Here is a 13,356-nt window from a genome sequence, read left to right as displayed (position 1 = left end):
TAGTGCCGTGTTGGTAAGCTGCGAGTAGCAATGGAAGCTTAGGTAAGGTAGTGGCGCTAAACTAGCGTCCGTTTAGCGCTCATGATCTTTGGAGTCTAGTCCAAGACCTCGAATTCGTCTTCGTCGTCAAAATCACTGAGGTCCAACCAAGCATTTAAATGGCTTCGCAACTGATCCAGACCGGTGCGCTTAGTAGCCGAAAAGACTTGCGCTGTAACCTGAGGGCCATAGGAACTTACCGCCTTTTGCACACCTAGCAAGGTGGACTGAGCTGGGCCGCGCTTTAGCTTATCGGCTTTGGTAAGTAGGATGTGAACCGGCATCTGCGCCTTTGCCGCCCAATCTAGCATGTGGATGTCGAACTCTTTTAGTGGGTGGCGAATGTCAGAGAGAAGAATCACCCCGCGAAGGCAGAGGCGACGCTCTAGATAGTCAGAGAGGTGTTTCTGCCAGTGCTCTTTAACCGCCACGGGTACTTTCGCGTAACCGTAGCCTGGTAAATCAACCAGCCGCTGCTCTTCGTTCATAGCAAAAAAGTTGATCAGCTGAGTGCGCCCTGGAGTCTTCGACGTTCGTGCTAACGCTTTTTGATCACACAGAGTATTAATGGCCGATGATTTTCCAGCATTAGATCGGCCCGCAAAGGCTACCTCTGCGCCGATATCCTCAGGGCATTGAGACAATTTGGCTGCACTGGTGACGAAACTAGCCTGTCGAAAATCTACCATCTATTATTGCCTCGTTAGTCGCTGACGAAAAGAAAGCGATAGTATATAATGACGATCATCCATACAATAGGTAGGGAATCTAGTTAATTTTAGCGCAAACCGTTGCATTTGCGGTGACGGCAACCTAAATTGACTACAAAGGAATAGCGAGTACATCATATTACTCGCCGGATAACATCACTATTAGGTAAATCGTAATGAATAAGCTTTTCAAGGGTATGCTTTTATCGTTAGGTCTTGTAGCTATGTCTCCTGCAATGGCGGCTGGTGATGCAAGCGCTGGGGAATCTAAGTCAGCTGTATGTGCAGCTTGCCACGGTGCAGACGGTAATTCAGTTAATCCAGCTTGGCCGAAGATCGCCGGTCAGGGAGAGAAGTATTTGCTGAAGCAGCTTCGTGACGTCAAGTCTGGCGAGCGTAATATTTTAGAGATGACAGGCATCGTAGCAAATATGACCGATCAAGATTTTCAAGATCTTGCAGCATATTATGCGGCGGGCACTATGCAGTTGTCAGGCGCTAGCGCTGACGATGCAGAGCTACTTGCAGAGGGAGAAGCGCTTTTCCGCGGTGGCGACTTAGAGCGTGGCGTAGCGGCTTGTATTGGTTGCCATAGCCCAACAGGTATGGGTAACGCTCCGGCAGGTTTCCCTCGTTTATCAGGCCAGCATGCTGATTATGTTGCAACTCAGCTGCTTGCGTTCCGCACCGGTGCCGATGACCCTACCAATGCTTCTGCGCGAACTAACGATGGTGATTCACGTATCATGCGTGATGTCGCTGCCATGTTGAGTGATCGCCAAATCCGTGCGTTGGCAAACTACATCGCGGGTGTTAACTGAGTCAAAAACTTGGTCTGTTAAGTAGAATTCGCACAAGAGAGGGGTGGCTAAGGCCACCCTTTTTCTTTACGCTAAAAGCTCTCTTTTATCTCAAACATTATTTGTCTATTTTGTATCCGGAGTTTATATGAAGTTTCTTCGCCTTTGTGCACTCGCGATTTTCGCGCTAACAACAGCGCAATTCAGTATGGCCCAGTATGAAGCCGGTACGGATTACCGCGTTTTAGAGACGCCACTACGTACTAGCTCAACCTCTATCGAAGTCACTGAATTCTTCTGGTACGGATGTGGTCACTGCTACAATTTCGAGCCCTATTTTCAGCGCTTCGAAGATACAGCCCCGAGTGACGTGCGAGTGACCAAATCGCCAGCAATGTGGCAGGGCGCGATGCGTGAGCACGCCAAGTTGTATTACGCATTGAAGGCTATGGAAGCGACTAACGAACAGCACATGCAAGTTTTCACCAGTATTTTAGTAGAGCGTAAGCGTCTTACTGAGGTTGACGAAATGGCAGATTTAGTCGAGAGCATGGGCCTTGACGCCAACCGCTTCCGCTCCCTCATCACTAGCTTCCCGGTTGACTCTCAGGTTCGCATGGCCGATAGCCGCCAGCGTAATGCAGGGGTGACTGGTACACCTCAATTAATGATTGCCGGTAAGTATGTGATTGGCTCAACTCGTGATAACCCGTTGACGTTTGAGCAGATGTTGGAAATTGCTAGTTACCTAATTGATAAAGAGCGTAACGAACGCGCTAGTTAAAAAGCCGTCATCGCTATCGATAAAAAAAGGCCATGCGATTAAATTAGCATGGCCTTTTTTATTTTTCATTTTAGCGATGACGATTCTATGATTACCCGTCGTCAATCTCAGAATGCCGTTTGGCCTTAATGCCCACGAATGAACGATAAAACTTACGAATCTCCTTAATATCACGGTCATAGTCACCGGTGGTGTAGAACGCTTCCGAGTGGACGCCTGCTATTTTTGAAGGGCCGTCAATGTGCGCCAAGATAAGCGGTACACCGCCCTGATTAGCCATGTGATAGAAACCCGACCGCCACTGCTCAACCTGACCGCGGGTGCCCTCAGGGGCAATTACAATAAATAAATCCTGTGAGGTTTTAAAACGCGTAGCGACCTGCTCTACTAGGTTACGGCGGGCGTCGCGATCAACAGGAATACCGCCGAGCCATCGAGCTAAAGGCCCTAAGGGCCCCCTGAATAAACTCGCCTTACCAATCCAGTGAAGGTCATAACCGAGTTTAAAGGCAATCGCCATCATGACTGGGAAGTCCCAATTTGAAGTATGGGGCACCGCTACAATCACACCTTTTCGGGTATCGGGAAGCGGCTTATCTTCTACTCGCCAACCACTCACAAATAAGCCAATTTGAAATAGCCAACGAAAGAGCGTTCGAATCACAGGTGTCGTAAAAATAGTCATCGTAGTTGTGTGTAATCCTACTGTTAAGGTAACTCAGCCTGAGGTTTTGCTAGTCGCAGATTTTGGACAACTTCCACACTCATCACGCGTTCAGCAAGCAGCAGGATATCTGTTAACGGTTGGCCAAAGCGAATGAAGCCTTCATCGTCCTGAATCACCTTCCGGCGATAGAGTTGCTCAATGAAACCAGCAAAAAGGCGCTTGTCAAAAAATTCCGGTGAGTGGATTCCGTGAATCATACTTAAGCGCTGTGCTACATCAACACTCTTCTGCTCTAGAAGCTTCGTTGATAAAGGCTGCTGATCCGCCGCCCGAATTAAGCTTAGTACAATATAGAAGCGTTCGAGCATTGGCTGACAATGTGCAGCAAGTAAGCGTTGAATCAATTGTTGATTTGACCCGGGTTCAGCGCCGCGAATAATGGTCCCCTCTGTGGTCAAGATGCCATGTTCGAGAAGGAAAGTTAAGTGGGCCTCAATCGCCGATTCCACCTCGTAATCTTCAAGATTTAGATACAATTCCTTTTTTAGATAAGGGTACACACTATTCACCAGCTGAATTAGCGACTCACGCCCGATACCGCGCATATTGTTTAATGCATAGGCAAGCAGCGAAGGAATGACTAACAAATGTTGGATGTTGTTGCGGTAATAGGTGAGTAGCACACTATTCACCTCGCTAAGGTGGTACACCGCACCCATTGAATCAATGCGTTTCTCGGTGAAGCCTAGCTTCTCGCAGTGATCCACCATCCCTAGCGCATCGTGGTCGTCAAAGGTCGTCTCGGCGCTGTAGGGAACGGCTTTGAGCAGTTCTTTATAGAAATCAATCTGCGCTAGCAACGTAGTGTCACCCAAAGCCTGTCGTGGGGCGCAGAGAATTGCGGCGGCGACCAAACTGACTCGATTTACGTGCGCCGATTCATTAATACGCTTAATCGCTTCGTCGGCCAGTTCATTAGTTAATTCAGGCAGCCAATCCGGCTTATCCGAGGCGGCCTTTCGCCAATCGGGTTGCCGCTCATCTAGGAAATTATCGAGGCATAAAGGCTCTCCGAAATTAGCGCGAACTTTACCGAATTCACCCTTTAGCGTTTTGACAACCTTGAAGAGGCCGAAAATAGATTCCGATTTTTTACGCTTACCACGGAGCTCGCCAAGATAGGTGTTGCCCTCGAGTACCTTTTCATAACCAACATAAATCGGCACGATGGCAATAGGTTTCGAGTGATCGCGCAGGTAGGAGCGAAGCATAAGCGCGATCATACCCGTCTTAGGTGGAAGCGATCGGCCCGTTCTTGAGCGCCCACCTTCTATAAAAAATTCCACCGGGAAACCGCGACGCAATAAAGTATGTAGATACTCGTTAAACACGGCACTGTAGAGCGGTTCACCACGGAATTTACGGCGAATGAAAAAGGCACCAGCGCCGCGCAAAAGGCGTCCAACGATTGGTAGATTAAGATTGATCCCTGCAGCAATATGGGGTGCCGCAAGTCCCTGTTTGAAAAGCGCGTAACTTAGCAGTAGGTAATCAATATGAGAACGATGGCAGGGAAGATAGACGATGGCGTGCGTCCCAGCGAGTTCTTTTACACGATCGATTCCCTCAACCTCCACACCATCATAGACTTTATTCCAAAAGCGGGTAAGAAACTTGTCTAGAATTCGAATTGCTCGCGTGTTGTAGCTCGAAGCAATTTCATTGCCATATTTTTGCGCTTTGGCTTCTAACTGTTCTCGTGTTGAGTCGCCATTTTTGATCTTGTCATCGATTACCTGCTGCACGGCGCGGCTTTTTACGAGATCTCGAACGACTGTGCGGCGGTGGGACAGGTCCGGACCTACTACTGCAGTTTTAACTTGACGGTAGTGAACACGGAGAACTCGATGAAGCTTACGCGCTGATATTTCGTTGTTTTGCTCGTTGCTCACCAATGCGTTGAGTGAAAGCGGTTTGCTAACGTGTATTTCTAAATCCTTACGCGCTGCGATGGTGGCGAGAAACTTGCGGATCCCGCCGCCTAATTCGTAATTGTTGTAGGAAAAAAGGAGCCGCCAAAAGGACTGTTCTCGCTTTGGCGCTCTTCCCCAGAATATCGAGAGCGGCACGAACTGAATGACCTGGCCGGCACGAGCCCTTTGAATTAATTGCCCTGCTTGGTTCGCGTCATAGATGTGGCGACGTGCGAAGAAAGATCCGGTCTTCTCAGTCAGCGCGTACCAATGGTCTCGCGATGCTGGGGCCGGCAATGAAGACGATTTAATAGCCTGTTGTGCCGCAACGAGATCAGTAAAGGAATGATCATGCAGCACATAATAGATATCACCCGTCAGTTCGTCCTGGACGTCGTCTAGCTCATTTGGGAGCACCGTTGGTCGAATCCAAAATCGGATTATCGAAGCAATGCGGTAGTGGATAAGGGTAAGCCATTTCATGTGTGATCTTCCAAATTGACCAGCGTCTGCTGTAATTCCTAACTATTACCTTAGCTTAGAAAACCGTTTAATCACCTAAAATTCTCGGGATACTCCACGGGTTTTTCATTGACGCCAATGTTACCATAGGCGGCTTAGATATTATCGAGAATTAGCAGTATGTGGTTTAAGAATTTACGTTTGTATCAGCTCACCCAGCCCTTTGACCTCACCTCAATGGTGCTAGAGGAGAAACTACAACCCAACGCATTCGTTGAATGCGGCAGCCAAGATGCCAGTAAGTTAGGTTGGATTTCTCCCTTTGGCAGGCATGCGACAGCGCTGGTCCATGAAGCGGCTGAAGGTATCTGGCTTACCGCGAAGAAACAGGAAAAAGTGCTCCCTGCCAGCGTGATCAATGAGCTCCTTGCGGAGCGAATTGCCGATATCGAAGCGGATGAGGCGCGCAAGGTCTATAAAAAAGAAAAAGCGCAGATGAAGGATGATCTCCTCGTCGAGTTATTGCCGCGAGCGTTCACTAAATCCAGCCTCATTAGCGGCTACCTAGATCTAAAGCGTGGTTGGTTTGTGGTAAATAGTAGTAGCGCTGCGCGAGCGGAAGAATTAATTAATTTAGTGCGCGATAGTATTGGTAGCTTTGCGCTAGTTCCCTGGTCAACGCAACAACTTCCCTCTGACACCCTAACACTCTGGCTAGAGTCTCGTGCGCCGCAGAATTTTGTCGTCGGCGAAGAAGCCGAGTTAGTTAGTCGTCAAGTTGACGGTGGTGTTGCTCGATTGAAGGAACAGGATTTGTTGGGCGATGAAGTTAAACTCATGCTCGAATCGGGTAAGCGAGTAAAACGCCTTGAGCTGCTGTGGCGCGATCAGATGTCGGCGATAGTCGATGAGGATTTGGCCATTAAGCGACTCAAACTAACGGATGCCTTCCAGGAGAGTTTAGATACCGTAGATGGTGACTCGATTGCCGCTCAGTTAGACCACGAGTTTGCTTCAATGGTGGTGGTCTATCGCGGCTTCTTAGATGACTTGCTGGCTGCGTTTGGTGGGCCTGAAGGAAGCGATTCGGCGTAATAGGCCCATTGAGGAAAGCGGCTGTTTTAGCTTCGGCCACTAATCTCCTCAAATCTTAAGTTCGCGATATTGGCTCATGAATTGGGCCAAATATTCATCGAAACTCATGTCGTCGGCCGCTTCTAATGCATGCTGTGACGCAATGGATTCGACGGCTAACTGTTGGTAGTGATCGCTAAGCCCGGCGGTTAACGGTTGAGAAAGCCAATACTCGTGGTGTTGTTTAGCCATCGTTTTTGCGGTGGCGGCAAAGCCTCTTCGCTCGGCGAGGCAATCCTCGGCGAACTGAGCGGATAGCGTGTTGGCACTGTCGGTCACTTTCGGTTGCTGAGCTAGTACGGCATCGAGATAGTTATGACCACCCTCAGCTTCGTCCAGCAGCTTAGCAACCTCTACAAGCTCAGTAAGTGTTTCAGTGGCCCATTCGCCAAGTAGTCGATTTCCGTCGCGGTGGTGTAACGCCAATGCTAGGTCACGACCTTGATTGACTACGCGCTTTTGATTTTCGGCAATACCATCATATTCCTCTTGGGTAGTTAACGGACTGTCCGTCATGGCACACCAAGTCATGAATACTTCCACAAAGTGACACTGCTCCGAGCTGATTCCGCGAGCGTCGTAGGGATTGATATCCAAACAGCGAACCTCAATGTATTCCACCCCTTGGCTCTGCAGCGCATGCAGTGCCGTTTCGCCGCGCTGTGCAGTGCGTTTAGGGCGAATGGTTGAATAGAACTCATTTTCAATCTGCAATAGCGCATCGGAGAGTTGGCGATAGTCGTCAGCAACTTTAACCCCAATGTGTTGATAGTCTGGATGCGGCTCCACGATGGCCTGTTTGAGTGTCTGCAGATAGCTAGGGAGCTCATTATAACTAACGGTGAGTGACGCCTGGGCGTTACTTTGATAGCCCAAGTCGCCCATGCGCAGCGATGTGGCGTGATCGCCGCCGTAGGTACAGTGAGTGAATTGTTTGAGCTGGTGGCTTGGATTGTTCTTCACGAAGCTTTGGCACAGTAGGGGCGAGGCGCCAAACAAATACATGAGCAGCCAAAAGTTTCGGCGGAAGTTACGAATCACCCCAAAGTACTGATCCGTCTTGAAGTCCTGGAGTGATTGGCTGTTACTCAGTTGCTGTTGTTTGAACTGCCAGAAGCTATCACTGATCGAATAGTTATAGTGTATGCCTGCAATGGTTTGCATGAGGCGGCCATAGCGATTTCCTAGACCATATCGATAGGTCGTTTTCAATTTTGCCGAGTTTGAACTGCCATATTGAGCCACGGGGATCTCATCATCCTCGGCCATAATGCAGGGCATGGATGCTGGCCATAGCATCTCACCCTGTTGCTCCAGGACCGATGTCGTGTAGCGATGGATCTCGTCTAGTTGGGCGAGGGTGCCGGAAATGCTGCTGTGTGGCTGCGTGATGAACTCAAGCAGCGCCTCGGAGTAATCCGTAGTAATGGAGCCATGGGTCAGCGCCGAACCTAGATCTTTCGGATGCGGTGTCATAGCAAGATGCCCATTACGGTCAATGCGAAGGCATTCTCGCTCGATGCCGCGCCTGGCGCCCCGAAGAATATTCGGCTGATTGGCAATAGCTTGCTGCATGGCGTTAAAAACTGTGGTCACTAGGCAAATTCTCCCGAGGCTAGCGCAGTTGGCCGCCCTTTCTCGTCGGCGCTACAGGCCACCACGGCCAGACGCTCATTGGTATGTTTACTGTTGTACTCAATGAGCTCATTTAGCACAACGTCGTAGTCAGACGAGTGAAACGCTTGCCGCAACTTTGCCAATTCAATCCAGAGTTGCTTAGCGTAAAAGAGACCATCACTGCGTTGAATGCAATAAACCGTCTTCATATTCGTCTACCATCGTCAGTTGTGCGAAGTTTAAAGTAATACCGAGTTAAGCAACATCGTAATTACCCAAGTAGTCAGTATTAAGCCGCCTAAAACATAGGCATAAAAACGATGCAGCACCGTGTTGTAGCCTGTGTGAATCAGCGAATGGGCAACCCTAGACGCAACAAATAGCCACGCCAACAGCACTGAAAATTTACTATCTACCTCTAAAAGAATAGACAGTGTGCCTAATATGTAAAATAACATCGGTAGTTCAAGGAGGTTAGCGAAATTCCTTGCTAACATATTTTGTCTGAGCGACAACAGCTCTCGTGCGTCTTCAGGCGTGTTAAGTTGAGCGGGAAGTAACTTGTTCGCTTTGATTTCGCTTAATCTGACTAATAATAGCGCCCACCAGATTATGGTGGTCCAAGTTACTAATGCCAGCATTGGCAGTGCGTAATCCATAGGAAACTCCTAGTTAAAGTCCTTTTGCGGGTTAATAGCGGGTAGCGCTTCGAAATTTGCTTCGCGCTTTTCAAAGGCGGCGAAAGCGGCTTCGGTCATATCTCGGTAGTGGAAGTGGGCAGCCTGCCAGAGCGTCTGATAGTGGAGTGAATCGGCAACGCTATGGTCACGACTGTAGTTGAGTAAATGCTTACAGCCAGTTACCGACATAGGGCTCTTGGTGGCAATAACTTGAGCCATCTCAAGGGCGCCAGCTAGCAGTTCCTGATGGGATTCAAAGGTCTGATTTAGGTAACCAGTAGTGCGGGCTTCGGAAGCCGTTAGCCGTCTTCCCGTATAGCATAACTCTCGCGCTAGCCCCGCCGGCATAATACTCCCAACCCGCTGCAGAGTACCCACGTCAGCGGTCATACCGATGTTAGTTTCGGCAATTTGAAACCACGCATCATCCGTGGAGAGGCGAATATCACAGGCACTAATCAGGTCAAAACCCGCGCCGATACAGCCACCTTGAACGGCGGCAATCACGGGGAATCTAGCGGCCTCAACAGCCGATATACACGCTTGAAGGTAGGCAACTAAATGACGGAAGTACTCGCCTTGCCGCCCCGGCTCTTCACTAGCAAATAGCTTGGAGCTGTCCTGAAACACAGCGAGATCCATGCCGGTACAGAAATGCTTGCCCTCGCTAGCGATGATAGCGCAGCGTACTGCACCCTCATTCGACAATGTCTCGAAGATGGTTTTTAGCTCGTGCCAGGTTTCAGCATCCATAGCGTTGCGTTTATCGGTTCGACTGAAGCGAACGATCGCCACGTGATCCTGCTGTTCAATGGTGAATCGCGAGTAGCTCATAGCTGACCTCCTAAACCTAGATTAACGCTTGTTCATAGCCTTGGCTAGCGCCGCCGCCATGGCGTTGTTGCCCTGCGGTGTGCTGTTTGCTCCCCGTTGGGCTCCCTTTCGTGGTTGATGTTTCGGCTTTGCCGTCCCCGCTGAGGAACGTTCTACCGCAGGTGAGCCCGAAGCAGCGCTATCGCCCATCTTCATAGAGAGTGCAATACGTTTACGATCGATATCAACCTCGATAACTTTTACGGTAACAATATCGCCTGCTTTAACGACCTCACGGGGATCGCTGACGAACTTATCGGCGAGCGCCGAAATATGCACTAGGCCATCCTGATGAACACCGATATCCACGAAGGCGCCAAAGTTAGTGACGTTGGTGACGGTGCCCTCGAGGCGTTGACCTGGCTGCAAGTCCTTCATGGTTTCTACGCTATCGTTTAGCGCTGCCGTGCGGAACTCTGGGCGCGGGTCACGCCCGGGTTTTTCCAGTTCGCTGACAATGTCCTTCAACGTAACGAGACCGGCCTCGGCCGAGACGAAGTCCTTAAGTGGTATCGTGCGCAACAGGGTGGCATTGCCAATAAGTGACTCAATGGTCGCGTCGTTAGCTGCCGCCATTGCCTTGACGACACCGTAGGACTCGGGATGCACCCCCGAGCGATCCAGCGGGTTTTTGCCGCCATTCACGCGGAGGAACCCAGCCGCCTGCTCGAACGCTTTAGGGCCGAGACGGGCAATTTTCTTAAGCTGGTTGCGTTGGTCGAAGGCGCCATTTTCGTGACGGTAGGTCACAATGTTGCCCGCAATCGTGGTATTGAGGCCAGCAACGCGAGCGAGGAGTGCCTCCGAGGCAGTATTTAAATCAACGCCCACGCTATTCACGCAGTCCTCCACGACGGCATCAAGCTGACGCGCCAGCTGTAACTGACTGACATCGTGCTGATACTGACCCACGCCAATGGATTTAGGGTCAATCTTTACCAGTTCAGCCAGCGGGTCCTGCAACCTTCTTGCAATACTTACCGCGCCGCGAATGGTTACGTCTAAGTCAGGTAATTCGCGGGACGCAAATTCCGATGCCGAGTAAATGGATGCCCCCGACTCGTTAACGATTACTGGCGTTGCCTTCAGTTCTGGTGTGGCTTTTATAAGTTGGCGAACAAAGCGCTCAGTCTCTCTGCTCGCGGTGCCATTGCCAATGGCAATCAGTTCGATCTGGTGCTTTTTAATCCAGTGCGCAACCTGAGCACCGGCATCTGCGAGCCGATTTTGTGGCGCATTGGGGAAGATGGCGCCGTGGTCTAACACTTTGCCCGTTGCATCAATCACGGCACACTTCACTCCGGTACGCAGCCCCGGATCAAGCCCCAGAGTGGCTCTAGGGCCAGCGGGTGCGGCGAGAAGCAGATCCTTAAGATTGTTGGCAAAGACACCAATGGCGTCCTGTTCTGCGTGCTCACGCAGGTTGTTCATTAAGTCGGTTTCTATGTGTGGAGCTAGCTTGATGCGCCAGCACCAACGGACAACTTCGCCTAGCCATTTCGCCGCGGAACCGTGCTCTTGGACGGAAGCGAATTGACGAATCAGGGCCTCACAGGGGTGGGCAGCTGAGGGCGTCCCGTCCAAATCATCTTGCAGCACTAGCGTTAGCGACAGAATGCCCTCGTTGCGGCCTCGCAACATCGCCAGAGCTCGATGCGAAGGTGTTTTCTCCAAGCGCTCGTGGTGGTCGAAGTAGTCACTAAACTTCGCGCCGGTATTTTCCTGCCCAGCAACCACTAGACTGCGGAGGATGGCGTTTTTGCGCATGAATTGACGAGCGCCGTCAATTAACACGGCCTGCTCTGCCCAGCGCTCCATCAATATGAATTTCGCGCCATCGAGGGCGTCCTTCTCGGAGGTAATGGCATACTCGGAGGATAGGAATGCTTTAGCAGCTTCTTCGGGAATCAGAGATTGATCCTGCAGTAGCAGATCAGCGAGTGGCTCTAAGCCCGCCTCAATGGCAATTTGCCCTTTGGTTCTTCGCTTTTTCTTAAATGGCAGGTAGAGATCCTCTAGGCGCGATTTGGTATCCGCTTCTAAGAGCTCCTTTTCCAGCTCGGGGCTCAGTTTGCCCTGTTCTTCAATGGCTTTGAGAATGCTCGCTCTCCGGTCATTAAGTTCCCGCAGGTAGCGCAGTCGCTCTTCAAGCTGGCGCATTTGACTGTCATCTAGCCCGCCGGTAACTTCCTTTCGATAGCGAGAGATGAAGGGCACGGTATCACCCTGGTCAAGGAGGGTGACCGCAGCGTGAACCTGTTCTGGGCGAACCGCGAGTTCGGCGGCAATTGTTTTGGAAATTTGGTTAATAATCATGCTTAAAATCTGCCGGCAGAGAATAAATTAGTCGTCTTCTTAGTGTTTCGGTAATGACGGATAGCGATTACCATCGCATGAGTTAATATCCCAGCGATTGTGACCAAACCGTTATTAGGTTGCTGCTAAATTACCTTAAAGAGCCTGCTGAATGAAACCCAAATCGATTATTCTTTTAATCCTTCTTGTCCTTGTGACACCGATCCTAATTTTCGCGTTGGTAAAGGGGAAACCAGTCCCTGAGCAGCGAGACGATGTTGCGGCGCCGGTTCCTCTGGTAGATGTTGTAACCGTTAGTACCGAGCCTAGAGCGGCATCGGTGATTGCGCAGGGTACCGTGCAGCCGTCTAAAAAGATTGATGTTATCTCGCGAGTTTCGGGACAAATCATCGACGTCTCAGATCACTTCGATGCGGGTGGCTTCTTCAGCGCCGGCGATATGATGATCCAAATTGAGAAGAGTGACTACGAACTGGCGCTCCTTCGGGCGCAGTCCAGACTCTCCGAAGCGCAGCGTGCCGTTGCTCAGGAGCGCGGCCAGGCTCTTCAAGCTCAACGTGAGTGGCGCGATCTAGGCAATGATGACGCCAACGCACTGGCCCTTCGTAAGCCCCAATTAGAAGCGGCGGAAGCCGCACTGCGCGCAGCGCAGGGAGAAGTTGAACAGGCTGAACTTGATTTAGAACGTACAACGATTATTGTTCCGTTCAACGCCGTGATTGCAGAGAAAAAGGTTGCGGTAGGGCAGTTCATCAGTGCTAGTCAGCCAGTTGCTCACATCTACTCCACTGAGTCCGTTGAGGTTCGTGTACCGCTAACAGATCGTCAGGTGCGTCTCGTTAACCTGCCTATGATTGGCGACCGTGGTGCAGCGATAGAGGTTGAAGTTAGAGGGGTGTTTGGTGGTGTTGAGCACAGCTGGACGGGTCAGATTCGTCGCATCGAGGCGTCTATTAATGTCGCTTCGCAAACAGTTTTCGCGGTAGTAGAAGTTGAAGATCCTTACTCGGTAGCCGACGAAGGTCAAACGCCACTCCCAGTCGGGTTATTTGTTGAAACGCATATCGAAGGCGCAGTCATTGACGACGCGGTGCTGTTGCCACGTGAAGCGCTGAAGCCGGGTAACGTCATTTACGTTATTCGCGACGGCAAACTCGAATTTGTTGAGGCTCAGCTACTGCAGTCAAATAGTGATGGCGCGCTAGTAATTGCCCAGTTGAACGAAGGTGAGCAGGTGGTGACCGCGCAGATGCCCTACGCGGTTCCAGGAATGGACATTGCAGCTAGAGAAGGACTCTAAA

Annotated in this window: 12 protein-coding genes; 4 read left to right on the top strand and 8 right to left on the bottom strand. The window is 50.6% G+C overall.

The annotated features are described in order from the left end of the window. Nucleotides 1-95: 95 nt before the first annotated feature. Nucleotides 96-728, bottom strand: coding sequence for a ribosome biogenesis GTP-binding protein YihA/YsxC (gene yihA, locus Q0698_RS02195; RefSeq protein WP_298633267.1), 633 nt, complete (start codon nt 726-728; stop codon nt 96-98). A gap of 197 nt (nt 729-925) precedes the next feature. On the opposite strand from yihA, the gene Q0698_RS02190 reads away from it, so the two are divergent. Beyond that, a complete protein-coding gene (locus Q0698_RS02190) occupies nt 926-1,570 on the top strand; it encodes a c-type cytochrome (RefSeq protein ID WP_298633265.1) in 645 nt (214 codons plus the stop codon). A gap of 127 nt (nt 1,571-1,697) precedes the next feature. Further along, nucleotides 1,698-2,333: a thiol:disulfide interchange protein DsbA/DsbL gene (locus Q0698_RS02185; protein ID WP_298633263.1), complete on the top strand. Its 636-nt coding sequence runs from the start codon at nt 1,698-1,700 to the stop codon at nt 2,331-2,333. A gap of 91 nt (nt 2,334-2,424) precedes the next feature. Here the strand turns inward: Q0698_RS02185 and Q0698_RS02180 are convergent, their stop codons facing one another. Next, on the bottom strand, nt 2,425-3,018 hold the full coding sequence (locus tag Q0698_RS02180) for a 1-acyl-sn-glycerol-3-phosphate acyltransferase (protein WP_298633261.1): 594 nt from the start codon (nt 3,016-3,018) through the stop codon (nt 2,425-2,427). A gap of 23 nt (nt 3,019-3,041) precedes the next feature. Continuing rightward, complete coding sequence (gene plsB, locus Q0698_RS02175; RefSeq protein WP_298633259.1) at nt 3,042-5,456, bottom strand: glycerol-3-phosphate 1-O-acyltransferase PlsB; 2,415 nt, start codon at nt 5,454-5,456, stop codon at nt 3,042-3,044. Between the two features lie 159 nt (nt 5,457-5,615). Here plsB and Q0698_RS02170 point away from each other — a divergent pair, with 159 nt between their 5' ends. Next, nucleotides 5,616-6,530: a recombination-associated protein RdgC gene (locus tag Q0698_RS02170; protein WP_298633258.1), complete on the top strand. Its 915-nt coding sequence runs from the start codon at nt 5,616-5,618 to the stop codon at nt 6,528-6,530. A gap of 48 nt (nt 6,531-6,578) precedes the next feature. Here the strand turns inward: Q0698_RS02170 and gshA are convergent, their stop codons facing one another. The 5 genes from gshA to Q0698_RS02145 are packed head-to-tail and all read right to left on the bottom strand — an operon-like array spanning nt 6,579 to nt 12,055. Further along, nucleotides 6,579-8,165: a glutamate--cysteine ligase gene (gene gshA / locus Q0698_RS02165; protein ID WP_366140250.1), complete on the bottom strand. Its 1,587-nt coding sequence runs from the start codon at nt 8,163-8,165 to the stop codon at nt 6,579-6,581. Then, nucleotides 8,165-8,395: a hypothetical protein gene (locus Q0698_RS02160; protein ID WP_298633256.1), complete on the bottom strand. Its 231-nt coding sequence runs from the start codon at nt 8,393-8,395 to the stop codon at nt 8,165-8,167. Before Q0698_RS02160 ends, gshA begins: the two co-directional genes overlap by 1 nt. A gap of 30 nt (nt 8,396-8,425) precedes the next feature. Continuing rightward, entirely contained in the window at nt 8,426-8,845 is a 420-nt protein-coding gene (locus Q0698_RS02155; RefSeq protein ID WP_298633255.1) for an MAPEG family protein, read from the bottom strand. 9 nt (nt 8,846-8,854) lie between these two features. Beyond that, nucleotides 8,855-9,700, bottom strand: coding sequence for an enoyl-CoA hydratase-related protein (locus Q0698_RS02150; protein WP_298633253.1), 846 nt, complete (start codon nt 9,698-9,700; stop codon nt 8,855-8,857). Between the two features lie 21 nt (nt 9,701-9,721). Next, nucleotides 9,722-12,055 (bottom strand): Tex family protein, encoded by a 2,334-nt coding sequence (locus Q0698_RS02145; protein ID WP_366140249.1) that lies wholly within the window; start codon nt 12,053-12,055, stop codon nt 9,722-9,724. 151 nt (nt 12,056-12,206) lie between these two features. Between Q0698_RS02145 and Q0698_RS02140 the strand changes: the two genes are divergently transcribed. Then, a complete protein-coding gene (locus Q0698_RS02140; protein WP_298633251.1) occupies nt 12,207-13,355 on the top strand; it encodes an efflux RND transporter periplasmic adaptor subunit in 1,149 nt (382 codons plus the stop codon). The last annotated feature ends 1 nt before the right edge of the window (nt 13,356 follow it).

Source organism: uncultured Umboniibacter sp. (assembly GCF_947497555.1).
GTDB lineage: Bacteria > Pseudomonadota > Gammaproteobacteria > Pseudomonadales > DSM-25080 > Umboniibacter.
The sequence above is the reverse complement of the archived record's forward strand: the minus strand, read 5'-3'. Positions and strand labels throughout refer to the sequence as shown.

Bases quoted from the DNA above. Each gene is read 5' to 3' on its own strand.
- yihA (WP_298633267.1), bottom strand. From the start codon at position 728: ATGGTAGATTTTCGACAGGCTAGTTTCGTCACCAGTGCAGCCAAATTG.
- Q0698_RS02190 (WP_298633265.1), top strand. From the start codon at position 926: ATGAATAAGCTTTTCAAGGGTATGCTTTTATCGTTAGGTCTTGTAGCT.
- Q0698_RS02185 (WP_298633263.1), top strand. From the start codon at position 1,698: ATGAAGTTTCTTCGCCTTTGTGCACTCGCGATTTTCGCGCTAACAACA.
- Q0698_RS02180 (WP_298633261.1), bottom strand. From the start codon at position 3,018: ATGACTATTTTTACGACACCTGTGATTCGAACGCTCTTTCGTTGGCTA.
- plsB (WP_298633259.1), bottom strand. From the start codon at position 5,456: ATGAAATGGCTTACCCTTATCCACTACCGCATTGCTTCGATAATCCGA.
- Q0698_RS02170 (WP_298633258.1), top strand. From the start codon at position 5,616: ATGTGGTTTAAGAATTTACGTTTGTATCAGCTCACCCAGCCCTTTGAC.
- Q0698_RS02160 (WP_298633256.1), bottom strand. From the start codon at position 8,395: ATGAAGACGGTTTATTGCATTCAACGCAGTGATGGTCTCTTTTACGCT.
- Q0698_RS02155 (WP_298633255.1), bottom strand. From the start codon at position 8,845: ATGGATTACGCACTGCCAATGCTGGCATTAGTAACTTGGACCACCATA.
- Q0698_RS02150 (WP_298633253.1), bottom strand. From the start codon at position 9,700: ATGAGCTACTCGCGATTCACCATTGAACAGCAGGATCACGTGGCGATC.
- Q0698_RS02145 (WP_366140249.1), bottom strand. From the start codon at position 12,055: ATGATTATTAACCAAATTTCCAAAACAATTGCCGCCGAACTCGCGGTT.
- Q0698_RS02140 (WP_298633251.1), top strand. From the start codon at position 12,207: ATGAAACCCAAATCGATTATTCTTTTAATCCTTCTTGTCCTTGTGACA.